19 protein-coding genes are annotated in these 23,957 nt (G+C 69.6%); 5 read left to right on the top strand and 14 right to left on the bottom strand.

Features of this window, described 5'->3' with window-relative positions; genetic code table 11:
- Positions 1–13: 13 nt before the first annotated feature.
- From CQ044_RS08025 to CQ044_RS08005, 5 genes are all read right to left on the bottom strand, one after another.
- Entirely contained in the window at positions 14–1,003 is a 990-nt protein-coding gene (locus CQ044_RS08025) for a carbohydrate ABC transporter permease (protein WP_105687980.1), read from the bottom strand.
- Positions 1,000–1,932 (bottom strand): carbohydrate ABC transporter permease, encoded by a 933-nt coding sequence (locus CQ044_RS08020; protein WP_105687979.1) that lies wholly within the window; start codon positions 1,930–1,932, stop codon positions 1,000–1,002. The genes CQ044_RS08025 and CQ044_RS08020 overlap by 4 nt, the downstream gene beginning before the upstream one ends.
- Positions 1,933–1,998: 66 nt before the next feature.
- Entirely contained in the window at positions 1,999–3,372 is a 1,374-nt protein-coding gene (locus CQ044_RS08015) for an ABC transporter substrate-binding protein (protein ID WP_105687978.1), read from the bottom strand.
- A 94-nt stretch (positions 3,373–3,466) separates the two neighbouring features.
- Entirely contained in the window at positions 3,467–6,535 is a 3,069-nt protein-coding gene (locus tag CQ044_RS08010; RefSeq protein WP_105688028.1) for a glycoside hydrolase family 38 C-terminal domain-containing protein, read from the bottom strand.
- Positions 6,536–6,786: 251 nt separating this feature from the next.
- A complete protein-coding gene (locus CQ044_RS08005) occupies positions 6,787–10,101 on the bottom strand; it encodes a sugar-binding protein (RefSeq protein ID WP_105687977.1) in 3,315 nt (1,104 codons plus the stop codon).
- A 169-nt stretch (positions 10,102–10,270) separates the two neighbouring features.
- Between CQ044_RS08005 and CQ044_RS08000 the strand changes: the two genes are divergently transcribed.
- Positions 10,271–11,533 (top strand): ROK family transcriptional regulator, encoded by a 1,263-nt coding sequence (locus CQ044_RS08000; RefSeq protein WP_105687976.1) that lies wholly within the window; start codon positions 10,271–10,273, stop codon positions 11,531–11,533.
- Positions 11,534–11,563: 30 nt separating this feature from the next.
- Positions 11,564–12,571 carry a Gfo/Idh/MocA family protein gene (locus CQ044_RS07995; RefSeq protein ID WP_105687975.1) on the top strand — a complete coding sequence of 336 codons (1,008 nt, stop codon included), beginning with the start codon at positions 11,564–11,566 and terminating at the stop codon, positions 12,569–12,571.
- Between the two features lie 21 nt (positions 12,572–12,592).
- Here the strand turns inward: CQ044_RS07995 and CQ044_RS07990 are convergent, their stop codons facing one another.
- The 4 genes from CQ044_RS07990 to alr form a co-directional block, all read right to left on the bottom strand.
- Positions 12,593–12,835 carry a hypothetical protein gene (locus CQ044_RS07990; RefSeq protein ID WP_105687974.1) on the bottom strand — a complete coding sequence of 81 codons (243 nt, stop codon included), beginning with the start codon at positions 12,833–12,835 and terminating at the stop codon, positions 12,593–12,595.
- Between the two features lie 99 nt (positions 12,836–12,934).
- On the bottom strand, positions 12,935–15,073 hold the full coding sequence (locus CQ044_RS07985) for a CapA family protein (RefSeq protein ID WP_181158224.1): 2,139 nt from the start codon (positions 15,071–15,073) through the stop codon (positions 12,935–12,937).
- Positions 15,070–16,083: an ATP-grasp domain-containing protein gene (locus CQ044_RS07980; RefSeq protein WP_105687972.1), complete on the bottom strand. Its 1,014-nt coding sequence runs from the start codon at positions 16,081–16,083 to the stop codon at positions 15,070–15,072. Before CQ044_RS07980 ends, CQ044_RS07985 begins: the two co-directional genes overlap by 4 nt.
- Positions 15,975–17,231, bottom strand: a complete 1,257-nt coding sequence (gene alr / locus CQ044_RS07975; protein WP_105687971.1) for an alanine racemase — start codon at positions 17,229–17,231, stop codon at positions 15,975–15,977. The genes CQ044_RS07980 and alr overlap by 109 nt, the downstream gene beginning before the upstream one ends.
- 130 nt (positions 17,232–17,361) lie before the next feature.
- Between alr and CQ044_RS07970 the strand changes: the two genes are divergently transcribed.
- Positions 17,362–18,240, top strand: coding sequence for an SMP-30/gluconolactonase/LRE family protein (locus tag CQ044_RS07970; RefSeq protein WP_258133207.1), 879 nt, complete (start codon positions 17,362–17,364; stop codon positions 18,238–18,240).
- A gap of 16 nt (positions 18,241–18,256) precedes the next feature.
- Here CQ044_RS07970 and CQ044_RS07965 read toward each other — a convergent pair whose 3' ends face one another.
- Together CQ044_RS07965 and CQ044_RS07960 are read right to left on the bottom strand one after the other, a co-directional pair.
- The gene (locus CQ044_RS07965; RefSeq protein WP_105687970.1) at positions 18,257–19,114 is read right to left on the bottom strand and encodes a fumarylacetoacetate hydrolase family protein; all 858 of its coding nucleotides are present in this window, start codon (positions 19,112–19,114) and stop codon (positions 18,257–18,259) included.
- A 23-nt stretch (positions 19,115–19,137) separates the two neighbouring features.
- Positions 19,138–20,112, bottom strand: a complete 975-nt coding sequence (locus tag CQ044_RS07960; RefSeq protein WP_105687969.1) for a C-terminal binding protein — start codon at positions 20,110–20,112, stop codon at positions 19,138–19,140.
- A gap of 76 nt (positions 20,113–20,188) precedes the next feature.
- Here CQ044_RS07960 and CQ044_RS07955 point away from each other — a divergent pair, with 76 nt between their 5' ends.
- Positions 20,189–20,938 carry an SDR family NAD(P)-dependent oxidoreductase gene (locus CQ044_RS07955; RefSeq protein ID WP_105687968.1) on the top strand — a complete coding sequence of 250 codons (750 nt, stop codon included), beginning with the start codon at positions 20,189–20,191 and terminating at the stop codon, positions 20,936–20,938.
- Entirely contained in the window at positions 20,931–21,272 is a 342-nt protein-coding gene (locus CQ044_RS07950) for a nuclear transport factor 2 family protein (RefSeq protein ID WP_105687967.1), read from the top strand. Before CQ044_RS07955 ends, CQ044_RS07950 begins: the two co-directional genes overlap by 8 nt.
- A 9-nt stretch (positions 21,273–21,281) precedes the next feature.
- Here CQ044_RS07950 and CQ044_RS07945 read toward each other — a convergent pair whose 3' ends face one another.
- From CQ044_RS07945 to CQ044_RS07935, 3 genes are read right to left on the bottom strand one after another with little or no spacing between them, the layout of a single operon-like run.
- Positions 21,282–22,082, bottom strand: coding sequence for an SDR family NAD(P)-dependent oxidoreductase (locus CQ044_RS07945; RefSeq protein ID WP_105687966.1), 801 nt, complete (start codon positions 22,080–22,082; stop codon positions 21,282–21,284).
- Positions 22,079–23,161, bottom strand: a complete 1,083-nt coding sequence (locus CQ044_RS07940; protein ID WP_105687965.1) for an enolase C-terminal domain-like protein — start codon at positions 23,159–23,161, stop codon at positions 22,079–22,081. The genes CQ044_RS07945 and CQ044_RS07940 overlap by 4 nt, the downstream gene beginning before the upstream one ends.
- Positions 23,158–23,919, bottom strand: coding sequence for an SDR family NAD(P)-dependent oxidoreductase (locus CQ044_RS07935; protein ID WP_105687964.1), 762 nt, complete (start codon positions 23,917–23,919; stop codon positions 23,158–23,160). Before CQ044_RS07935 ends, CQ044_RS07940 begins: the two co-directional genes overlap by 4 nt.
- Positions 23,920–23,957 lie beyond the last annotated feature (38 nt).

The following is a 23,957-nucleotide window of genomic DNA, read 5'->3' as shown; positions in this document are numbered from 1 at the left end:
CCGCCTGCGCCGCTCAGCCCTTGATGGCGCCGGCCTGTCCCGCGCTCTTCAGGAACTGCTTCTGGAAGATGAGGAAGAGCACGATCGGCAGCACCACCGAGATGAACATGCCTGCCATCAGCAGACTCATCTCCGCACTCGCGGTCACCTTGTACAGCCCGACGGACAGCGGCTGCAGATCGGGCTTGGGGAGGACGAGCAACGGCCAGAGGAATTCCTTCCACGCGCCGATGATCGTGATCAGCGACGTGACGCCGATGATCGGCTTCGACATCGGCAGCACGATCCGCCAGAAGATCTGGAACGGCCCTGCGCCGTCGATCTTCGCCGCCTCGAAGACGTCCTTGGGCAGACTGTCGAAGAACCGGGACACCAGCAGCACGTTGAACGCGTTCGCCGCGCCTGGCAGCCAGACCGCCCAGAACGTATTGATGAGATTCCAGTGCAGCAGCGGCATGTCCAGCACGGTCACGTACTGCGCGATCAGTGAGACGATCCCCGGGATGAACAGCGTCGCCAGCACTGCGCCGTTGATGATCTTCGCGTAGCGGGGCTTGAGGATCGAAAGACCGTATGCGCCGGTGAGCGCCACCAGCATCCCGAAGAACCAGACCCCGACAGCGAGGAGCACGGTGTTGACGAGGTACTTGCCGATGTCGATCTTGAACCACGCGTCGACCAGGTTGTGCCACTGAACCCCGCTCGGCCACCACGCGAAGGGCTCACGCAGGATGTCCTGGGTGGTCGACAGCGCGGCCTTGGCGAGCCACAGCAGCGGGCCGGCGGAGATGATCACCAGCAGCACGATCAGGATGACGTTGAGGATCCCGAGGCCCACGCGCACCCGCCTGCTGCGGCGGTCGAGCTCGGAGACGTTGGTCCGGTCCTGGGGCTCCTGCGTCCTCCTGCGCCGACGACGGGGCTGCAGGATCGCTCCGGATTCGCTGGCCACGCCGGTGACGACCGCCTCGGTCGTGGGAGCACCGGATTCGATGGTGGTCATGACTTGCTCCAGCTCCGAGTGAGACGCAGGTAGATCGCGGAGACGATCGTGAGGACCACGGCGAGCAGCAGGCTGAGCGCCGTCGCCTTGCCGTAGTCGCCCTGCATGAAGGCGTAGTTGTAGATGAGCATCAGCACGGTCGTGGTGCGGTTCACGGGTCCGCCGCCTGTCATGACGAACGGCTCCGTGAAGACCTGCATGGTGCCGATGACCTGCAGCAGCAGCATGAGCAGCATGATGCTGCGCATCTGCGGAAGGGTGATGTGCCAGAACCTGCGCACGACCTTCGCGCCGTCCATCTCGGCCGCCTCGTACAGCTCGGACTGGATCGACATGAGCGCGGCGAGGTAGATGATGGTCGACTGACCGAATCCCGCCCACGTGGCTTGGACCACGATCGCGGGCATCGCCATGTTGCCGTCCTGGAGCCACGGCAGCGGACCGACGCCGACGGCGCCGAGGAGGGTGTTGAACAGGCCGTTCGCCGAGGGGTCGTAGAACTGCTTCCACAGCAGCACGGACACCACAGGGGGGATGATCACCGGCAGGTACACCAGCACGCTCGCGACCTGACGGGTGCGCCGCATCTCGGCCATGAAGGTCGCGAACAGGATGGGCACGGGGAAGCCGATCAGCAGCGCCAGGCCGGCGAACAGCAGCGTGTTCGCGACGGCCGTGCCGAGCAGCGGGTCGGCGAGGACGCGCTCGAAGTTGTTCAGACCGACCCACGTCGGCTCGGTGACCAGATTCGTCTTCTGCAGCGACAACACGAGGCTGCGCAGGATCGGCCACCAGGCGAAGTAGCCGAAGGTGAACAGCAGGGGCACGAAGAACAAGAACGTGCTGATCCCGCCTCCGCGCACCCACGTGATGAAGCGTGCGCCGACGGGCTTCGCGCGTCTGCGCTGCGCGGCGGTGACCTCGGCCATCGATCGGTCCTCTCTGAAGGGGTGGACGGGTGCGGGGGCGCGTCTGCCCCCGCACCCGCGAGTGCGTCAGCCGGCGTCGATGACGCCCTGCACCGATGTCTGCGCCGCACTCAGCAGCTTGTCGATGTCGGCGTTCTGATCGGTCAGAACCGCCTGGACGATCGGATCGAGAGCGGCGTACAGCTCCTGAGCCTTGACAGCCGGCTCGGCGTTGACCTTGAGCGTGGAGCTCAGATAGTCGGAGTAGAGCGAACGATCGACATTGACCGAATCCTTGATCCAGCCCAGGTACGTGTCGTACTGCTTGTCGCTCACCAACGGCAGTTCGGGGGCTCCCACCGGCTTCTTGTCGGTGGCCGCCGCGGAGGCGAGAGCGACGGCGTTGTCCTTGTCGAAGTACCTGTCGAGCCAGTAGAACTCCGTCCACTTGAGCGCCGCGGCCAGTTCGTTCACGTCCGCCTTCGGGTTGAACCACTGAATCGCACCGCCGCCCAGGGTGCCCAGACCGTCCTTGCCCTGCGGCATCGGAGCGATGCCGATGTCGGCGCCGTTCATGCCGCGGTTGACGACGACATCGGCGTAGATCGGCCCGTTGATGGTCTGGGCGACCGTTCCGGCCGCGTACTGATTGCGGATGTCATCGCCGTTGAGGAGGAAGTTGGCGCCGGCCGCGTTGGCGTCCCATCTCAGGTCGTGCAGGAACTGCAACGACTTCTTCATCGCGGCCGTGTCGACCGAGACCTTCGGCTTGCCGTCCTTGACCGACTCGACAAGAGAGCCGTTCGAGTACGACATCGCGGCAAGCAGCCAACCGCCCTGGTTGCTCGTGGTCGGGATGATGAATCCGGTCTTGCCGGTCTTCTCGGCGATGGTCTTCGCGTTCTTCAGCACGCCCTCCCAGTCCGTCGGCGGGGAGTTCGGGTCGAGTCCCGCCTCGGCGTAGAGGGCTCGGTTGTACATCAGCGCCATCTCGTAGGCCTGCCGGACGACGCCGTACTCCTTGCCATCCTTCGTCACGGCTTTGACCAGGTCGGGGTTCAGTCCGGACAGCACGGAGCTCTCCTTCGCCAGCTGCGTGATGTCTGCCGCCTGACCGCGCGCGATCAGCGCCTGCATGTCGGTGAACGGGATGGCGAGGGTGCTCGGCGCCGTACCTCCGACGAGCAGCGCGTTGAAGCTCGACGGGTCGTAGCGGGTCTCCTCGCCCTTGACGGTGATGTTCGGGTACTTCTTCTCGAACTGGGCCACCCGGTCGTTGAACGTCTTGAGGGCGGCGGGCTGGTCCGCGGTGGGCATCTCGCCTACGGTGATGGTCACCTTGGCCTTCGGGTCGGCCGTCGGGCCCTTCTCGGGTGCTGTGCTCGAGCATCCGGCGAGGGTGAGGCCGGCGATCGCGGCCACGGCCGCGATCGCGAGTGCGCGGGGGGAACGTACCTGCATTGCTGCTACTCCTTCGTAGTGGGCGCATGTTCGCCCTGGGTTGGTGCTTCCGGGTGGTCCGCCGCGACGAGCCGATCGTGCCGCGACGCGATCCTCACGTGTCCTGCGGCGCCTCCTTCGAGACGCGCGCAGCCTGCTTGACACGCAGAGTGAGGAGCTGGAAAGGCCGGAGGGTGATCCGCACTCCGGCCGCGGTCATCGTGGCCCCCGCCGGCGATTCGATCTCCCGCTCCAACAGGTCGACGAAGCCGACGGATCCGGCCTGGTCGATCTCGACGTCGGCGACGGCGCGGGCGCCCTCGGATTCGTACAGCCGCACGATCAGATCGCCGCTGCGGTCTTCCGCGAGCTTGATCGATTCGATCCGCACGGCAGGATGCGAGACGCGCACGAGCGGAGCGACATCACGGGCCCCGTCGACCGTACGCAGAGGCAGGTTCATTCGGTACCCCTCGTCGACCGCCTCGCGGATGCCCGCCCCGGGTCGCACCGACACTCGCAGGTGATGGTGGCCGAGATCCGCATCGGGATCGGGGAAGACCGGAGCGCGCAGCAACGAGAGCCGAACCGTGGTCGTCGTGCCGCCGTCCTCGCGAGTCACCCTGCCCACATCGTGTCCGTAGGTCGACTCGTTCGCGATCGCGACGCCGTATCCGGGCTCCGCGACATGGATCCAGCGATGTGCGCTGATCTCGAAGCGTGCGGCGTCCCAGGACGTGTTGACGTGCGTGGGCCGGAACACATGACCGAACTGGGTCTCGGCGGCGGAGCGATCGGCGTGCACAGCGAACGGGAACGCGAGTTTGAGCAGATGCCGGGTCTCCTGCCAGTCGATCTCGAAGTCGAGGTCGAGAGCGGCGGATCCCGCACGCAGGCGCATCGTCTCGACGAGGCGGGATGTGCCGAAGGCCCGCACCACGATGATCGCGGCGCCTTCCGCGTCGACGACGGATCGTACGGATTCCACGTCGACGAGGTCCTCGCCGACCCGGCGGTAGTGCTCGTCGATGTCCCACGCGTCCCACTTGTTCGGGATGTCACGGAACAGCTGCAGCAGGTTCCCGGCCGATCCGGGTGCGATCGCCTCACGGCCGGATGCGCTGTCGATCAGGGAGGTCACCAGACCCCTGCGATCCACCACGACCCGGACGAGGCCGTTGTCGAGCACGAGATCCTCACCCCGGGTGCGGACCGTGGGAGTCCCCTCGGCCGGCTCCGCCGCAGCGATTCCGAGGGCGGGCACGTCGCCCGCCGCCTGCGGACGGGCGTTGACGCTCAGGACTCGATCGCCTGTACCGGCCAGCGCCTCGAGCGATCCTGCGACGATCCGCTCGGCGGTCGCCTCGATCTCGGCGTACATCCGCTGGACGTCCTGATACACCCAGGCGATCGAACAGCCGGGGAGCACATCGTGGAACTGGTTGAGCAGCACGTCGTGCCAACTGCGTTCGAGGTCGTCGTAGGGATACTCGGCGCCCTCGCGCCATGCCGCGGTCGCGGCCCACAGCTCGGCCTCGCGCAGCAGGTGTTCGCTGCGGCGATTGCCCTGCTTGGTGCGATGCTGCGAGGTCAGCGATCCGCGGTGCAGTTCCAGGTACAACTCGCCCGACCACACCGGCGGGTTCGGATACTCCCGCTCGACCCTCTCGAAGAAGGCCTGCGGGGTGTCGATCTCCACCTTCGGCGAACCCTCCAGAGACCGCACCCTGGCTGCTGCGGCGATCATCTCGCGCGTCGGTCCGCCACCGCCGTCGCCCCAGCCGAACGGGATCAGCGAGACGGACGACCCGCCGACCTCGCGGAAGCTGCGCTCGGCGTGCGCGAGCTCAGCTCCGGACAGCTCGGAGATGTAGGTGTCGGCGGAGGGGAAATGAGTGAGGATGCGCGTGCCGTCGATGCCTTCCCAGAGGAAGGTGTGGTGCGGCATCTGATTGGTCTGATTCCAGGAGATCTTCTGCGTGACGAACCACTTCGATCCACTGGCCGCGATGATCTGCGGCAGCGCCGCCGAGTAGCCGAACGTGTCGGGCACCCACACCTCGAGCGTGTCGACGCCGAACTCCTCGAGGAAGAACCGCTTGCCGGTGACGAACTGGCGGGCCATCGCCTCACCGCCGGGCATGTTGATGTCCGGCTCGACCCACATGCCGCCGACGGGGACGAACTGCCCCGTGACGACCTTCGCCTTGATGCGGGCGAACAGCTCGGGATAGAAGTCCTTGACCCATTTCAACTGCTGCGCCGAGGAGCACGCGAACCGGAACTCCGGGTGCTCGTCCATCAGGGCGACGACATTGGAGAAGGTTCGTGCGCACTTGCGGATGGTCTCGCGGAACGGCCAGAGCCATGCCGAGTCGATGTGCGCGTGACCGATCGCGACGATGTCGTGGCTCGAGGGATGGGCCGGGCTGGTCAGCACGTCGGCGATCTCCGCGCGAGCGGCCGCAGCGGTGCCGGCGATGTCGTGAGGGTCGGCGATGTCCATCATGCGCTCGAGGGCGCGCAGGATGTGGTGCCGCCGTGGGTTGTCGGCACTGAGCTCGCGCATCAGCCCGTCGAGGGTCCAGACGTCCCGGGTCAACTCCCACACCGTCTCGTCCAGCAGCGCGACCGAGAAGGCACGCATCGTGTAGAGAGGAGCATCCGGAGCGGTCTCGCGCGTGCCGAACGGCGTCGGCAGGAAGTCGTACTCGCCGGCGACATCGGGGTTGGCCGCGGCTTCGACGTAGACATCGATCGGACTCCCCGCAGCCCCCTGCCAGGGCAGGTAGGAGGCTCGAGGCGAGACGGCTTTGAGGATGGTGCCGTCCGGCAGATAGCCCAGTCCCTCGGCCTGGAAGCCGGGCCGGTCGCCGAAGAAGCCGAGGTCGACGACGAGCTCGATGCGCGTGCCGTCGGGCAGGCTGCCCGAGGTGTCGAACCACTCGGCCGGCACGAACCCCGATCCCCGGAACCACACCGTCGACCACGGACGACCCCAACGGTGCGGCAGAGCGATCGCGTGATACTCGGCGCCGATCGCCGCGGCGGCGGGGATGGGCTCTCCGTCCACCTCGAAGGCGGACACGTCGAGCGCACTCACCCTGCGATACAGCGCGGGCGAGAGGAACTCCGCCACGAACCGGTCGAGACGCGCCTCGGTGATCAGCCTGTTGTCGTGCACGGATGTCCTCTTCGTCATACCTGCGTCAGCCTCCGGACCGGCTTCGACCCGTCGGCTGTTCTTGTTCCGGAGCTTAATTCAACTTGATGGACTTTGTCAATCGAAGAGTCCTCGCGACCGTGGCTCTCGGATCGGAAGGACGCCGGCCGCCAGGAACAGCTCACCCATCACTCCGGGCCGTCGGCGACGACTCGAACGAGTCCGCCGCCGACGGCATCGACGTGATGGGTGAGCTGGCGAGGATGCGCCTCCTACTCGGCGCCGACCAGCTGCACCGATTTGAACAGCGCCGGGTTCTTCGGCGCCGCGCCGACGCCGGATCCCCACTCCAGGTACCCAGAGCGCGAGTCCGCGCCTGCGACGTCGCCGTCGGCGTCGTTCACCAGGAACGACAGCCCCCACACGCCGGTCGGCGCGGCGGCATAGCCCAGCGATGACCAGGGGACGGAGACCTCGTAGGTGGTCGTCCCCGCAGCATCGTCACGAACGATCGTCGCATCCGCGCCCGGCGTCAGGCCGGGCGATTGTCCGGCGGGCGGTGCGAACGTGTAGACCACAGGCCCGGTGTTCAGCAGCGCCGCCGCGATCTCCACCCGCTCGCCGCCGAGCACGGTCGGGAACTGGTTGTAGGTGTTGAACTGGATCGAGTCCGCCTGCCAGCTCAGTGCCGGATCTGTGCGGTCCGCGAGGTGGACGTCATCGGTGATGACCGCCCTGAGCTCCAGCGCGTCCGCAGTGGCCGTGTACTGCAGAGTGCCACCGAGGTCGGCCGGACCGGTGCGCGTTCCGCCACGGATCGGAACCCACTTGCCGAGAGCGTTGAGATCGATCGGCGCGAGTGCCGCCTGGCCGTCCGGCTCGATCGGCGAGAAGCTCAACGGGCCGCTCGAGGATCGGGACAGGTCTCCGGACCTCGCCGTCACCGTGTAGTTCTGCGTCGCGTAGGCCTTCGGATCGGCGATCGGCACCGAGACCGTCGCCGTGTCGCCCCCCGCCACCGTGAACGCGTCCGTCAGCGCCCCCGAGGCGGTGCCGAGCTTCCAATCCACTCGGTCGATGTCGACCGCGAGATCCGGCGCATTGTTCTGCACCGTCACGTCGACGGAGTAGGCGTAGTCGCCCGCCGCTCCGGTGATGTGGGGCCGCGCGGAGACGACATAGGGGTCGACGACGCTGCTCGCTCCGCGCACCTGCCCGAGCAGGTTCCCCTTCTTGTCGTCGACGCTGACCGTGACCTGGCGCTGACCCAGCCGGGTGACGCCGGGAAGGTCCAGCGCGACCGAGCCGTCCTTCTTGAGTGCGACCTTCTTGGTGACGCCGTCCGCCGAGACGGTGAGCTCGGTGCCGTTCAGTTTCGCCCCGGGCGCCGTCTTCAGGGTCACGGGCAGGGAGTGCGTGAGCACGGAGGACGCCGGCACGTCGAGGACGAAGAGCGGATCGGTTGCCTGCACGTCGACCTCACCGCGGACGAAGACCGGTGATCCGGTCAGCTCGAGCATGGTGGTGCCCTTGGCGATCTGACGCTCGCGGCCGAACTCGTCCGTCAGGGTGAAGCCCTTCTTCGAGCTTACGGAAACGGTGTCGGTGCTCGTGCTCCACATCGCGCGGGTGGTCTGATCCGCAGCGGATCCCGTGTACTTCAGGCTGTACAGCGAGTCGCCGCCGATGCTCTCCCGCCCGGCGAGCGCGAGCCCGGTCGTCTTGCGGATCGCGACGGCCTGGGTCACGAAGCCGGGCTTCGGCGAGATGCCGTGCACGGCCCCGTAGGTGTAGTTGTCGCCGGGGCACTTCCAGAGGAAGCATGCGGTGTCGTCGGCCCGATTGATCAGGCCGAACCTGTCCTCCCGCTCGCCGCCGTTGAATCCGTCGTCGTACAGGTCGTACCAGAGGTACTCGTCTGCGCCGGCGAGCTGGGCGAGAAGGGGTCCGCGGATCGCGTAGTCGGCCTGCTGCGCCTGCGTGGATCCTGCGATGTGCGTCGGCCAGCCGTTCTCGGTGATGCGGACGGGGATGTCGCGGCTCCCATCGGCCTGATCGATCAGGGTGGTGAGCTGCTTCAGGTTCGCGAGTTCCGTCGTCGCCTCGGGAGGAGTGCCCGCCCCGTTCTGCGCATAGCCATAGAAGTTGGTCGCGTAGGTGTCGAGATGGTCGAGCCCGCCCTGGGCGATGAAGTCCTTCGCCCAGTCGAGCTGCACGCCCGCGGTGATCGGTCCGATCACGTTGGCATGGGCATCCGCACCGTGCGCCGCCTGATAGGTCGGACGCAGGATGTCCAGGTAGCACGCCGCGGTCAGGCCGCAGCTGCCGTTGTTGAAGCCGGTGGAGTTGTACTCGTTGAGGACGCCGATGTCGTGGGACGCACCCTGAGCGCTGTAGTGCGCCGCGGTGGCGCCGACGTACGCCGCGAAACCGGCGATCGCCTCGGGACTCGCCGGCGTGTGATCGTTGTCGTAGAGCGGGCTCGTGAGGCCCGCGTTCCACATCACCTTCTGTCCGCGGCTTGCGAGCTCCTTCACGACGCGCACGCCTTCGCCGGTGAAGTCGTAGGAGCCCTTCTGCTTCTCGACCTCTCCCCAGGTCGTCTCGATGCGGCTCTTGCCATAGCCGGCGAGCGTCATCGCGTCGATCAGCGCTGCGGTGCTCTGTGCCGGCTGATGTCCTCGATGGATCTGCGTCCCCCAGAACGCGTTCGCGTCATTCCAGCCCGCGGGCGGCGGATCCAGCACGGCGAGCGATGTCGTACGCGTGACGGGGGCGCCCACGTCGGCGGTGACGTTCAGCGTGTAGTAGCCGAACGGCAGATCCTTGAGGTCGATCGCGGCCTCCCCGCCGCTCACGGTGGTCGTGCCGGTGCGCAATTGCACGTCGTCGGCGTCGCCGAGCCGCCAGGTGACCTCGTCGGCCGGAGTCGCGACCTTCACCGAGGTCTCGCCCTGCGCGAAGATCAACGAGGGACTCATGATCGCCAGGGAATCGAGTGCAGCGACCGGCTGATCGGTGAACGTCACCGCGATCTTCGAGAAGCAGACGGGCGGCATCTCCCCTTGCGCCGCCTTGACGTTGAGCCGGAAGTCGTAGCCGTTCGCGCGGTTCGCGAAGTTGATGTCGGTCAGCTCGAAAGTCGTGTGCTTCCAGTTGTCACCGGCCGTCAACTGCTGATTGCGCGATCCGCTCCAGGGGCTGCTCTTGGAGTCGTAGTGGATGTCGAAGCCCTTGTCGCCCGCGTCGTAGTAGTCCACGGTGACCAGAGCGCGCTTGGCGCCCTGAGGGATGCGGCTCTGATCGACGTCGACGTAGAGGTAGCGCACATAGGGATCGTTCTTCATCTGCCAGCACTCGACGCCGTCCACGGTGGTGGACACGGCGGCGGGATCCTTGCCCGCATCGCCGGGTCGCACCTTCACGATGCCGTCGAGTTGAGGGGTGGCCGTGAGGACGGCCGTAGCGGCGGGGGTGTCGGCCGTGGCGGTCGCCGCGGCCCCTCCCGAGACGAGGGCGGTGGCGATCAGGCCGACCGCGGCGACAGCGCCGAGCGATCGTGATCTGTAGGGGGATGTTGAGGGCATAACTCCTGCTCCGGTTCAGCGGACATCATCGTCATGACTTACTAACTCAAATGTATGGAGTAACTTGAAGGGCCCGCAAGCCCAAACGGAAGATCGATTCCCGCCCGGTTCTTCAAGACGCGGGATAAAGTATCCAGTCAGGGTCGAACAATATGAACGAGGAGGATGCGTGGCACAGGCGCCGCCGGAACATCCGAGCCAGCATCGCGGCACCAACATGCCGCGCGTCGCCGACTTCAACGAAGGCGTGGTGCTCAACTCGATCCGCCGCTCGGCAGGTGGCCGCAGCCGCGTCGAGCTGACGACCGAGACCGGGCTCTCGGCGCAGACCGTCTCCAACATCTGCCGCCGCCTGCTCGATCAGGGACTGATCCTCGAGACGGGCAAGCAGGCCGTCGCCTTCGGCAAGCCGCGGACCATGCTGGAGCTCAATCCGGCCGGCAGCTATGCGGTCGGCGTGCACATCGATCCCGCGGCGATCACCTACGTGCTCCTGGACTTCACCGGAGCCGTCGTCGTCGACGCCTCCCACCCGACGCCCGCGGCGCAGGATCCCGACTCGGTGCTCGCTCTGATGAGCGAGCAGATCGAGGCGCTGATCAGCCGTGCGCCCATCGACCGCAACCGGATCCTCGGTGTCGGCATCGCCTCGCCCGGTCCGGTCGACGTCGAACGAGGTCTGGTCCTCGATCCGCCTCATCTGCCGAACTGGCATCGCGTCCCGCTGTGCGATCATCTCCGCGCCGCGACCGGTCTGCCCGTGCTCCTCGACAAGGACGTCATCGCGGGCGCCGTCGCCGAGCTGTGGGCCGGCGGCGGCGAGGGCCCGAGCGACTTCCTGTTCCTCTACTTCGGCACCGGAGTGGGTGCGGGAATCGTGATGGACGACGTCGTGGTGCGCGGAATCTCCAGCAACGCGGGAGATGTCGGTCTCCTCCCGGTGACGGCTGTGGAGTTCGGCGACCACTACCGGCATCCGTTCCGCGCATTCTGGGAGACCGGGTCCCCACACATGCTCGCCACCGAGGCCGTGTCCGCCGGCGTGCTCCCTCCCGATACGGATCTGGAGACACCGGCGGCCGTCGTCACGGCGTTCGAACGGCTGAGCAGCCTCGCCGATGACGGCGACGAGGGCGCAGTGGCCATCGTCGAGCGGGCGGCCCGTTTCACGGCATCCGCCATCCTCACCGTGACGAATCTGCTCGATGTCGGCAACGTCGTCATCGGCGGCGCGACATGGGAGGCGATCGCACCCCATTTCCTGAGAGTGATACCCCCGATCGTCTCCGGCGGTTCGATCTCGCACCAGCTTCACGGGATCACGATCACCGGGACGACGCTGGGCTCCGACGTGGCTGCGATCGGTGCGGCCTGCCTCGTGCTCGACGACCGGTTCTCTCCTCGCCCCTCCACACTGCAGGTGGGGCGCTGACCAGCGCCCCAGGACGGAGGTCATCAACCCATGAACCCGGGCAGACCGGCACGACCTCGGCAGACCCCGCGCGTCGGGCTGATCGGCGCGGGCGCCATCGCCGCCGCGCACCTCGACGCCTGGCAGGCGCTCGGCGCGGAATGCGTGATCTCCTCGCGCACCCGGCCGACCGCGCTCGCGGAGCGCTTCGGCGTGGAGATCGCGGACGACGCGGACGCGCTCATCGACCTGGTCGACATCGTGGGCATCCTCGCCCCCACCCCGACGCACCTCGACCTCGCCCTGCGCGCGATGGCCCGCGGACGGCACGTCGTGTGCGAGAAGCCGCTCGCCCTGACCTCGGCCGAGGCGCAGCACCTGGCCGAAGCTGCGGATGCGGCGGGCGTGCGGCTGCTCCCCGCGCACGTCGTGCGGTACTTCGCGGCGTACCGACAGATCCAGCAGGCCGTCGCCTCCGGCGGGATCGGGGCGCTGCAGACCCTGCGTCTGAGCCGTGCGGGCGCGGGTCCGACGACCGCGTGGTTCTACGACGAGAACGCCGGCGGCGGGCTTATCCGCGACCTGCTCATCCACGACATCGACCAGGCACTGTGGCTCGCCGGGCCCGTGACGTCGGTGAGCGCGAGGCAGGATCCGCCCAGCGTCGACGGACGCCTGTCCTCCCCGGTGACGGCGACGGTCGAGCTGACGCACGCGAACGGCGTCGCCTCCCGGATCGACGGCGGCTGGCTGGGCGAGGGCGTGCCGTTCCGCACCACGATCGAGGCCGTCGGCGCCACCGGCGCACTCGCGCACGACAGCGCCGGGGAGACCGGCGACGCTGCGCGCGCCTCCTCGGTCGACACCGATCCCGGATACCTCCCGCCGCAGACCGAGGACCACCCCTACCGCGCCCAGATCGCGGACTTCGCGGAGGCGATCCGCACCGGGCGCCCTGCACGGGTGACCCCGGCCGACGGCGTCGCGGCGGTGGCGATCGTGGACGCCGCGTACGCCTCGCTCGCGGCAGGCGGCGCAATCGTGCCCGTCCCGGCGTAGCGCGGCGCGGCGATCAGGGGATCAGGACCCCCACGGGGTCCGATAGTCGAACCACCAGCCACCGCGGAACGGGAAGCAGGAGCGGTGTACCTTCGTCCACGACGAGTTGTAGGTCCGTTCCGCCGCCTTGCATTTCGCGTAGGTCGAGTACGGTCCCATCGAGGTGACGGCGTACGCGTTCGCCGGGACGACCGTCCCCAGGACCAGCGCGCCCGACAGCGCACCGGCGAGAAGCAGCTTCTTCCCGAGTCCGAACTTCTTCATGATCTCCTCCGATCCTCCGGACGGACGCGTTCCGCGTCCTGCGCAGAAGCCTGGCCCCCGGAAGCGGGACGTTCAATGGGGAGGATTCCCCATCTCCGTCTAGGGCACGGCGATCACGCCGTCGGGGCCGACGCGCGCCGCGGCGCCGCGGAAGTCGCGGTGCCCGCGCTGATCCATGAGCCGCGCGGCCCCGCCCTCGGGATCCGGCTCGGGGATCCCCTCGGGATAGTCGAATCGTACGGACTGCACGCGGCCGGCGATCACGATCCCGTCGGCGCGCAGGCGGACGGAGAGGTAGGCCCCGTAGCGCGTGGCCGGATCCTTGCCGAAGACGCCCCCGCCGCCGAAGTTGCCGAGGCTGTAGGCGATGAGCCGGCCGTGGTACCACTCCATCCCGCGCAGCACGTGCGGCCCGTGGCCGAGCACCAGATCCGCCCCCGCATCGATCGCCGCATGGGAGAACGCGACAGGATCCCCGCGGTCCTCCCCGTACATGGTCTCGGTCCCCGGTGTGACCGCATCCGCGTTCGCCCCTTCCGCGCCCATGTGCGCCTGCACGATCACGACATCCGCATGCGCGGCGGCGGTGCGGACGATGGCGCGCACTCGCCGCAGGTCGGTGACCCGGTTGAACTCGCCGTAGGGCGCGAAGCCGATCATCGCCACGGTGACCTCGCCGATCCGCGTGTAGACGACCTCGTCCCGCCCGCCCACCGCGTGGATTCCCGCACCGGCGAGAGCCGCTCTCGTGTCGTCGTAGCCGGCCTGCCCGAAGTCGCGGCTGTGGTTGTTCGCGAGGTTGAGGACGTCGAAGCCGGCGAGGCCCGCGACGGAGTCGGGATCGCTGCGGAACGCGAGGCACTCGGCGTCCGTGCCACACTTGTCCTCTCCCGTGTCACGGGAGATCGCCTGCTCGAGGTTGCCGGTGACGAGATCCTGCGTGAACCAGGGGCGCACCCGGTCGAAGTGGCCGGCGCCGTGATCCGCCGGCACCGTCCCGCTCGCGTCGTAGAGCAGGATGTCGCCGGTCGCACCGATGCTGACCTCCCCGGCGTGCTGGGCGGACTGCTGCGGGATCCGCGCCGGCGTCGCGGGGAGCGCCGCCGCCCCCGTGGCGGCGAGGCCGATGGCCGCCAGCGCGACCACGGCGACGGGCGTGCGCCACGGGAGACGGCGGCGATGCCCGATCTCGGCGCGGGCGCGCCGTCGCGGCAGGTCGAACAGCCAGGACAGGCGGTCGCGGGTGATGAGGTCACCGATCACCAGGCTGGCCGCGATCACGACGGCCGTGAGGACGACGGGGAGGACGACGGCCGCGACCAGCTGCACGGCCTTCCCCGCGTCCGACACCCACCCCGCCACGAGCGCGTCGGCGAGCGCGAGCACCGGCATGTGGATCACGTAGATCTGCAGTGTGCGCGTCCCGAGCCGGCTCAGTCCGGTGCCGAGCCGCCGCGACCTCGCCAGAAGCGGCGCCACGGCCATCCCCGCGCCGAGTCCGATGAGGGCGACGGCGGGCCACACCCCAGGGATCTCCTCCGCCCCGGTGACCCTCACGGCGGCGAAGGCCGCCAGATAGAGCACGACACCCACGGCCGCGAGCACAGGGCGCGGTCGGGCGGCGAATCCGATGATCTGCCGGGAGAAGGAGGTGCCGATGAGGAAGTAGAGCAGGTTCGCGAGCAGCGATCCGCGGTTGCTCACGACATCGATGAGCCCCGCTCCCACGGCGGTCGTCAGCGCCGCGGCCGCGGCCAAGGGGATCCAGACGGGCAGCCGGCGCAGTCCCTTGACCACGAGGAAGTAGAGCGCGAGGGCATAGAGGTACCAGGCGTTCGGCGGGCTGATCGTGATCGCTTCGATGAACTCCGCGACGGATCTCGGGACCAGCGTCGGGAAGTCGGGGAACGCCCACATCGTGGCCATGTGGATGAGCGTCCAGAGCAGATACAGGTAGAGGAAGCGCAGGACGCGGCTTCGGAACACGGCGGCCCACGGCCGGGCGACCGCGTTGGCGGCGAAGCAGCCGGAGATGAGGAAGAACAGCGGCATCCGCACCGGGTAGGCGATGTCGGAGATCAGGCCCCAGGCGCCGGGGATCGGCAGGCCGATGCGCCAGTCGATCGTGAGATAGCTCTTCATCACGACGTGCCAGAACACGACGAGGACGATCAGCAGCCCCTTGGCGGTGTCCGCCCAGGCCAGTCGGGGTTTCGGAGCGAGTTCGGCGGCCGTCACGCGGTCGCCCCGGCCCGCTGCGGCGCCTCCCCCTGGTTCGGCGACGGCACGGCGTCGAGGAACACCGCGTCGAGGAGCTCGGCGATCAATCCGGTGTAGTCGAGGCCGGTCGCCGCGTACATCAGCGGAACCTGCGAGCGCTCGGTCATGCCCGGCGCCGTGTTCACCTCGTTGAGCACGGGGCCGTCGGCGGTCACGAAGAAGTCGAAGCGCGCGACCCCGGCGCACCCGAGCGCCTCGTAGAGCCGCGCCGCCGCCGACCGGACTGCCGCCTCCTCGACGTCGCCGATCGGGGCGGGCACCGTGAACCGGGCGCTGCCGTCGTACTTCTCGGCCGCGCCGAAGACGCCGCCGGACGACACTCCGATCTCGAGGGCGGCGCCGAGCCGCAGCGCTCCGTGCCGATCCCGGAAGACGGCGACGTCCACCTCCCGCCCCGCGACGTACTCCTCGATCAGGACCGGATCCCCGAACGCCCTCGCCCGATCGACCGCGTCGGCGACGCCCTCGGGATCAGCCACGACGAAGACCCCGTTGCTGGATCCGCCGCTCGCGGGCTTCACGACGAAGGGCGGTGTCAGACCGGCGACCATCGCCGCGGATCCGGGCTCGATGAGACGCCCGTTCGCCGTCGCGATGCCCAAGGATGCCGCGACCAGCTTCGTGGCCTGCTTGTCCATCCCCAGCGCGCCCGCGCGGACCGGCGAGCCCGCCGAGGGCACACCGCAGAGCTCCAGCAGACCCGCGATCGCACCGTCCTCGCCCCGCACGCCGTGCAGCATCGGGATCGCCGCATCGCACCCGGTCAGCAGCTCGATCGCGCGATGGGCGGGCAGCACCGTGTCCTGCTCGTCCCGCCACGCGCCGTCCTCGCCGATCGTGAGCGGGACCGCGGTGTGCCTCAGCGCCCGGACAGCGCGTGTGACGGCGGCCGCCGAGGCGAGGGAGACCGTGTGCTCGTCGTTCGCGCCGCCTCCGATGACGGCGATCCGGCGGGTGTGCTGAGGCATGCGGTCTCTCCAGGGAGCGAGGTCGTGGGGTGGTTCGAGGTGTCGAGGGTGCGGCGGATCCGGGAGGTCCGGGAGCCCACCGCGGTCACGATCTCGTGCTCGATCGTGTGCGACCAGGCGGCCCATTCGGCGACCGTCGGTTCGCCGTCCCGGCCGGGGCCGAAGACCGTGACGCGCTCCCCCGGTCGCAGGAGCATGTCGCCGGTGTCGACGACGACCATGTCCATCGAGAACCTGCCCACCAGCGGCCGGCGCTCTCCGCGTACGAGCACCTCTGCCTGCCCGGACGCCGCGCGGGGGAGCCCGTCGGCGTAGCCGAGCGGCAGCAGCGCGAGGTGGGTGCGCTCCGGGGTGACGAAGTCGTGACCGTATCCGACGCCGGTGCCCGCCGGTGCCTCGCGGGACGACACGACGGTCGAGGTCAGGGTCAGCGCGGGCCGCAGGACATCGCTCGTGCGCGACGGGTCGATGCCGAACAGTCCTGCGCCGATGCGGTGCGGGCCGTATCCCGCTCCTGCGCCCGTGATCGTCGCGGCCGTGGCGGCGAGGTGCAGGACGTGCGGGCGCAGAGCGCGACGACGCGCGGTGCGGATCGCGTTCTCGAACACCAGGCGCTCGCGCACGTTCTGCCCGCTCAGGGGGTCGTCGGCGCAGGACATGTGCCCCATCACCCCGACCACGCGGATCGCGCCCGCCGCCTCCTGCTCGCGGGCGAGGGCGCACAGCGTCGCCCAGTCGCGCGGCGGGCAGCCGTCCCGGCCGGTGCCGACGTCGATGTGCAGGTGCACGCGGGCCGCCGTGCCCGCGGCCCGCGCGGCGCGTGCGATCTCGAAGAGCAGCTCGAGACCGGGGACGGCGAGGTCGATGCGCTCGCGCACCGCCGTCTCGAAGTCGGCGCCCGGCGGGTTGAGCCAGCTCAGGATCGGCACGCCGACATCCGCCTGCCGGAAGGCGAGCGCCTCGTCGACGCTCGTCACGCCGATCGAATCGGCACCCGCCTCGAGCACCGCGGAGGCGACGTCCCCGTGACCGAACGCGTCCGCCTTGAGGACGGCCATGAGCCTTCCTCCGGACAGCGCCCGCAGGCGAGCGGTGTTCTCGCGGAGCGCGTCCTCGTGGACGACGAGCTCCGAGGCGGATGTTCGCATGGATCGAGTCAAGCGAGCGGCGGGTTGCCGGAGCGTATCCGGATTTCGATACAGGCACGATATGGCGGCGGGGGCGCGTTGCTCGGCCAAGGACGCAGCGGCGGTCGCCTTCTTTGCCAGGATGGGATCCATGGCCCCGAACCCGCTACGCCGCACCGGGGTGCCGGTCGAGAACGTCACCGGCCCCGTCGCGCACCATGCCGAGGGCCCCGTCTGGTGGCCGGGGTGGGGCGGTCTGCGCTGGGTCGACGGCGAGGCGGGCGACCTGCTGACGCTGACCGACGACGGCGTCGACCGGATGCACCTGGACGACGCGTATCTCGCCTTCGCACGCCCGCGGAGGAACGGAGGATACGTCGCCGTCGGCGCGCACGACCTCTACCTGGCCGCGGCTCCCGACGAGATCCCGCATCGTGCCGCGCGACTCGTCGACGACCCTGCGGTGCGGATGAACGACGGAGGCTGCGACCCGCAAGGACGCCTGCTCGCCGGGTCCATGGCGTACGACGCCTCCGCTGGAGCAGGCGCCCTGCTCCGCGTCGGCGCCGACCTCGCGGTCACGCCGCTGCTGCCCTCCGTGAGCGTCTCCAACGGCATCGCGTTCTCCCCCGGCGGAGAGCGCGCCTACTACGTGGACAGCATGTCCCACCGGGTCGACGTTCTCGAGTTCGCGGACGGGGAGCTGGTCGAGCGTCGCGTGTTCGCCGAGGTGCCGGCCGCGGAAGGTGTTCCCGACGGCCTCACGGTGGCCGCCGACGGCAGCGTCTGGGTGGCGGTCTGGGGCGCAGGACGGGTGATCGGCCTCGACCCTTCCGGCGCCGAGATCGCCCGCATCGCCCTCCCCGTGCCGCAGGTGAGCGCGTGCACGTTCGGCGGGGACGACCTCGGCACCCTCTTCATCACGACCTCGGCCCAGGGGCTGCCCTCGGGCCACGGGACCGAGGCGGGAAGCCTCTACGCCGTGCGCCCCGGCGTGCGCGGACTTCCGGTCCTCCCGTTCGCGGGATGACCGGAAGCGGATCCGCTCAGTCCTCTCGCGCCCGCCGCACGCGCTGCCGCTGGGAGCCGAGCCCGTCGATCTCGATCCTCATCTCGTCGCCCTCGCACAGGTAGGGGAACCGTCCGGACAGCGCCACGCCCTGAGGGGTGCCGGTGTTGATCACGTCCCCGGGCTCCAGGACCATGAACCGGCTGATCTCGTGGACGAGCTGCAGTACCGGGAAGATCATGTCGGCCGTGGACGAATCCTGCCGGGGCTCGCCGTTCACGAACGAACGGAGACGGAGACCCTGGGGGTCGATCTCGTCGGCGGGCACGAGCACCGGCCCCAGCGGGTTGAACGTCTCCGCGCACTTGCCCTTCGACCACTGCCCGCCCGACACCTCGAGTTGATAGGCGCGCTCGGAGACGTCGTTCGAGACCGTGTATCCGGCGATCACGGCACGTGCGCCCTCCGGAGACGACAGGTATCGTGCCGTGCGCCCGATCACGACGGCGAGCTCGACCTCCCAGTCGACCTTCTCGGCGCCCGGCGGAAGCAGCACCACGTCGTCGGGCCCGATGATCGTGTTCGGGTGCTTGAAGAAGAGCACCGGCTCCGACGGCGGGGCAGACCCCGACTCCGCGGCGTGCGCGGCGTAGTTCTGCCCGACGCAGATCACCGCGGTCGGCCGCGCGACCGGCGCACCGACGCGAAGGCCCGTCGCATCCACCGCGGCGAGCGTTCCCGCGGCGAGCGCGGCGCGCACCCGGGGGATCCCGTCCGCGGCGAGGAACGCGCCGTCGATGTCATCGGTGAGCGAGGCGAGGTCGCGCACGACGCCCTCGTCATCGCGGACGAACGGCCGCTCGGCTCCCGGCTCTCCCAGGCGCATCAGTTCCATGAGGATCCCTCCGTTCCCGCGCGTCAGCGCGCCGCGTACGCGCGGTTGACGATCGCGGGCACGTCGTCACCGGCGAGGAAACGCACGACGTTGTCGGCGGCGTGCACCGGAAGATCCTCCAGCGCCTCGGGCGAATACCAGGCGGCGTGCGGGCTGAGCAGCACATTCGGCGCGATGCGCAGGGGCGAGTCGACGCCCAGGGGCTCGGTCTCGAAGACGTCGAGCGCTGCGGCTCCGAGGTGCCCCGACGTCAGCGCGTCGACGAGCGCCATCTCGTCGATCAGCGCCCCACGACAGGTGTTCACCACGACCGCTCCCCGCTTCATGCGCGCGAGCGCGGCGGCATCGATCAGGTGCCTCGTCTCCTCCGTGAGCGGCACGTGCAGTGTCAGGATGTCGGCCGCGGCGATCGCGTCGGCGAGCGAGGCCGGTTCGCAGCCCGCCTGCCGGACCGCGTCCTCCGAGGCGTACGGGTCTGCCACCACGACGCGGAACCCGAGACCGCGCAGGCCCCTCGCCACGAGTGATCCGATCCTGCCGAAGCCGAGCACCGACACCGTGGTCCGGGAGGGCCGCACGGCGAACGGCCGAGCATCGACGGGCTTCCAGACGCCCGCACGCACGGCCTGGTCGTATGCGGGCAGTCCCCGCCCCTGCGCCATGACCATCGCGATCGTGTGCGCGGCGACCTCCTCGATGCAGTACCAGGGGGTGTTCGCGACCGCGATGCCCCGCTCGGTCGCGGCGGCGACGTCGATCATGTCGTAGCCGATGCCCAGCCTGCTGATGACGCGCAGCCGGGGCATCCGGTCCATCAGCGCGCCGTCGATGCGGCGCCACTGCACGATCAGGGCCTCGGCGTCGCTGCCGAGGCCCGCCAGCGCATCGTCGCTCGTATCGGTCGCGCGTACGGCGCTGATTCCGGCGGAACGCAGCGTCCGCTCCGCGGCGTCACCGGGCAGATCGCAGTCGGTGATGAGGGTCAGGGGCTGAGTCATGTCGTGAATGCTATAGCATCTAGCAACGGTCGAGCCGGAGTTTCTTTCAAGGAGGCTTTGCTATAGCGTTTTCCCCATGACTGTTCGCCGTGCCCTCATCACCGGCGCGAGCTCCGGCATCGGAGCCGCCGCCGCGCTCGAACTCGCCCGCGCCGGGGACGCGGTCTGGATCACCTATGCGGGACGCGCGGCCGAGGCCTCGCGCGTCGCCGAGGAGTGCCGGGCCGCCGGATCCCCCGACGTGCACGTGTCGCGTCTGGACCTGCGGGATCCGTCGTCGATCAAGGATCTGATCGCGGAGATCGAGGGGGCATGGGGTGCGCTCGAGGTTCTCGTGAACAACGGCGGCGTCTGCCCCTACGTCCCCTTCGAGGACATCGAGATCGACGAGTGGGATCTGGTGCTCGAGACCAACGCGCGCGGCACGTTCCTGCTGACCCGCGCCGCGCTCCCCCTGCTGCGGGCCGCCGGCGGAGACCGCTCCGTCGTCAACATCTCCTCGATCGCCGGACAGGTCGGCGCCCTGCAGACCGGCATGCACTACGCCGCCAGCAAGGGTGCGCTGCTCGCGATCACCCGGAGCTTCGCCCGACTGCTGGCCGGCGAGGGGATCCGCGTGAATGCGGTGACACCGGGCCCCGTCGCGAGCGCGATCACCGATCAGCTCCAGGGCGAGGGCCGCGAGAAGCTCGCCGGGTCCATCCCTCTCGGCGACTTCGGCGAGCCGCAGGATGTCGCCTGGATCATCGCCTCCCTCGCCTCGGAGCGCGCCCGCTTCATCACCGGCGCCACGTACGACGTCAACGGAGGAGTTCGCATTGACTGACCGCGGCCGCACAGCCCTGGACACCGTCCACGCCCAGCTCGACGCCTTCAACGCGCACGATCTGGACGCGTTCGTCGCGACCTATGCCGCCGACGCCGTCATCGTCGGCGTCGCGCCGGATCCGATCGTCGGGGCCGCGGCGATCCGCGCCTTCTACGAGTCCAGGTTGGCGAATCCCGACCTCTCCTGCACGATCGACGACAGCGTCCTGTTCGGCACGCGCTGGGTCGTCGCCCAGGAGCAGGTCGTCAACGCGGGTGTCGCCACCGAGACGATCGCGACCTTCGACGTCGTCGACGGCCTGATCGCCCGGGCCTCGATGCTGAAGGCCTGACCCCGCCGCTCAGCGGCCCCTTCCGAAACGGGCCCGCAGATCCGGGTCGATGGAGACGTCGCCGAACGACGACGTCCATCCGCCGTCGACCGCGATCGATTGCCCGGTGAGGTACGGGGCCTCGTCCGAGAGCAGGAACGCGGTCAGCGAGGCGACCTCCTCGGCGCGGGCGATCCGCGCCATCGGAGGGCCCTCGGCGAGCGCCCGCTCTGCGGCATCGGGATCGGCCGAAGCGGCGATCTGCGCCTCCAGGTGCGGAGTGCGCACACCGCCGGGGGCCACGGTGTTCGCCCGGATGCCGAGCCCGCCGTAGGTGACCGCGACGCTGCGGGTGAGCGCGTCGATCCCGCCCTTGGTGAACTCGTAGGCGGCGTGATCGGGGTGGCTCGCCCGTCCGTGGATCGAGCCGATGTTGACGATCGCGCCGGCGACCCCCTGATCGACGAATGCGGAGACCGCCGTGCTGCAGCCCCACACGTAGCCGAAGCCGTTGATGCCGAGGATCTCGCGCACGACGTCCTCATCGAGCTCATGCAGCCTCGTCAGCTTCGTGATCCCGGCGTTGTTGACCCAGCCCGCCAGCGGAGCCCGCGCGATCGCCGCCTCCGCAGCCCGGCGATGGGCGTCTCGCTCCGAGGCGTCTCCGAGCACCACCTCGGCGCAGGCGCCGGCCTCGACGCTCCCGGATCCGGCCGAGCGCTCCAGGCCGACGACGATCCAGCCGTCCGCCGTGAGCCGCTCGGCGACGGCCCTGCCGATGCCCTTTCCGCTGCCCGTCACCACGACGCTGCGCGGGGTGCTGAGACTCATGGCGTGCTCCTGTCGAAGTCGAAGACGTGCGGATCGAGGTCGAAGCCCAGGCCCGGCGCCCGGCCCGGAGCGATCCGCGCCTCGTAGTCCGGGCCGCCGAGGATGAACGCCGGCGCAGGGTCGTACGGGTTGCGGTCACGGGCGAACGTCTCCACACCGATGCCGAGATGCGCCGTGACCTCGGAGGAGACGTGTCCGGAGACGGGCACTCCCCGCTCGCCGGCCCACGCGATGATCTCGAGCGCGGGGGTGATGCCGCCGATCGCGACCACATCGAGGCGCAGCACGTCGACCGCGTCCTCCTCGACGAGCGCCCGCAGCACGGCGGGATCCGTGACCTCGTCGCCGACCGAGAGCGGCAGGCCCGACTCCCGCCGGATCCGCGCGCAGCCCGCGACGTCCTCCGGCAGCAGCGGATCCTCGAGCCACGCGAGCCGCGGGTCGCCCCACTGCGCGACCTCGGCGAGCGCCTCTTCGGCGTCCCGCCAGCCGAAGCCGACGTCCACGACGAGGCCCGTGCCATCAGGGAGCTCACGGTTCAGGATCCCGATGAGCTCGCGCATGTAGGCCGGATCGGGGAGCCGGGAGATCTTGACCTGCGCCCACCCGTCCGCCTGCGCGAGCACCTCGTCGGCGACCGCTCGGGGGGTGCGATCGGGCGTCGGATATGCGGCGACGAGCATCGAGGGCCTCGGCGCGTCCCCTGTTCCGAGCAGCTGCCAGAGCGGCTGAGCGGCGCGGCGGGCCGCGATGTCCCAGAGCGCGATGTCGACGAGTCCGACCGCGCGGCGCACGAGCCCGACCCTGCCGACGATCGCGCTGCCGCGCAGCATACGCTCCCAGGTCGACGCCGGATCGTCCGGATCGGCGCCGAGGGCGTGGCCGGCGACGAGTCGTTGCACGATCTCCGCCATCGGCGCCTCCCGCGACAGGCAGTAGGCGACGCCCTGGGTGCCGTCCGACGCGGTCGCTCGCACGGCGCTGTACTCGCGCCGGGCCACCGTCATGGCGCCCAGCCGCAGCGGCGCGGGGAGGGGCAGCACGGCCGTGGCCGTGTCGATGCGAGCGATCCCGGTCATTCGGGCTTCTTCGCGAGAGGGACGCCGTAGTCGACCATGAAGCCGCCGTCGACGTAGAGCGTCTGCCCGTTCATGTACGACGCCTGATCGGACACCAGGAAGCTCACCGCCGCACCGATCTCGCTCGCGTCGGCGAGGCGCTTCGCGGGGATGCGCGAGAGGATCGTGTCGAGGCTGAGCGTGCCGGCCTCGACACCCTGCCGGAAGACGCCGGTGTCGACGTAGCCGGGCGCGACGGCGTTGACGCGCACGCCGCGCGCAGCCCATTCGGCCCCCGCCGTGGCGGTGAGGCCGATGACCGCGGCCTTGGTCGTCGCGTAGGGCGCGCGCCCGGCCGAGCCGCGCGAGGAGACAGACGAGATGTTGACGATCCGCCCTTCGCCCCGTGCGAGCATCCGACGGCCCGCCGCCTGCAGACAGGCGAACACGCCGTGCAGGTTCACGTCGACGACGGCGGTCCACTCATCCCAGGCAAGGTCCTCGATGCCGCGATGGCGCTGGATGCCGGCGTTGTTGACGAGCACCGCGATCGGTCCGAGCTCCTCCTCGATCCCGGTGAAGACGCGATCGACCGCCTCATGGTCGGTGACGTCGAGCTCACGCCAGAAGATCCCGGCGGGATTCTCCCCCGCGGTGAGCGCGGGCACGCGATCGACGGCGACGACGAGAAGGCCGTCGGCGGCGAGGCGCTGTCCGATCTCCCAGCCGATGCCGGCTGCTCCTCCGGTCACGACGGCGACGGGTCTCTGAGCGGTCATGGTTCTCCTCACCTCGGGGGACTGCTGTGTCTGGACGG

Origin of the sequence: Microbacterium sp. MYb64 (assembly GCF_002979495.1) — a bacterium.
In the GTDB taxonomy this organism is placed as follows: Bacteria; Actinomycetota; Actinomycetes; order Actinomycetales; family Microbacteriaceae; genus Microbacterium; species Microbacterium azadirachtae_A.
This window is presented reverse-complemented; position numbering and strand designations above follow the sequence as displayed.

Bases quoted from the DNA above. Each gene is read 5' to 3' on its own strand.
- CQ044_RS07970 (WP_258133207.1), top strand. From the start codon at position 17,362: ATGGCCCCGAACCCGCTACGCCGCACCGGGGTGCCGGTCGAGAACGTC.
- CQ044_RS08005 (WP_105687977.1), bottom strand. From the start codon at position 10,101: ATGCCCTCAACATCCCCCTACAGATCACGATCGCTCGGCGCTGTCGCC.
- CQ044_RS07990 (WP_105687974.1), bottom strand. From the start codon at position 12,835: ATGAAGAAGTTCGGACTCGGGAAGAAGCTGCTTCTCGCCGGTGCGCTG.
- CQ044_RS07960 (WP_105687969.1), bottom strand. From the start codon at position 20,112: ATGACTCAGCCCCTGACCCTCATCACCGACTGCGATCTGCCCGGTGAC.
- CQ044_RS08015 (WP_105687978.1), bottom strand. From the start codon at position 3,372: ATGCAGGTACGTTCCCCCCGCGCACTCGCGATCGCGGCCGTGGCCGCG.
- CQ044_RS07995 (WP_105687975.1), top strand. From the start codon at position 11,564: ATGAACCCGGGCAGACCGGCACGACCTCGGCAGACCCCGCGCGTCGGG.
- CQ044_RS07935 (WP_105687964.1), bottom strand. From the start codon at position 23,919: ATGACCGCTCAGAGACCCGTCGCCGTCGTGACCGGAGGAGCAGCCGGC.
- CQ044_RS08025 (WP_105687980.1), bottom strand. From the start codon at position 1,003: ATGACCACCATCGAATCCGGTGCTCCCACGACCGAGGCGGTCGTCACC.
- CQ044_RS07940 (WP_105687965.1), bottom strand. From the start codon at position 23,161: ATGACCGGGATCGCTCGCATCGACACGGCCACGGCCGTGCTGCCCCTC.
- alr (WP_105687971.1), bottom strand. From the start codon at position 17,231: ATGCGAACATCCGCCTCGGAGCTCGTCGTCCACGAGGACGCGCTCCGC.
- CQ044_RS07945 (WP_105687966.1), bottom strand. From the start codon at position 22,082: ATGAGTCTCAGCACCCCGCGCAGCGTCGTGGTGACGGGCAGCGGAAAG.
- CQ044_RS08020 (WP_105687979.1), bottom strand. From the start codon at position 1,932: ATGGCCGAGGTCACCGCCGCGCAGCGCAGACGCGCGAAGCCCGTCGGC.
- CQ044_RS07980 (WP_105687972.1), bottom strand. From the start codon at position 16,083: ATGCCTCAGCACACCCGCCGGATCGCCGTCATCGGAGGCGGCGCGAAC.
- CQ044_RS07955 (WP_105687968.1), top strand. From the start codon at position 20,189: ATGACTGTTCGCCGTGCCCTCATCACCGGCGCGAGCTCCGGCATCGGA.
- CQ044_RS07965 (WP_105687970.1), bottom strand. From the start codon at position 19,114: ATGGAACTGATGCGCCTGGGAGAGCCGGGAGCCGAGCGGCCGTTCGTC.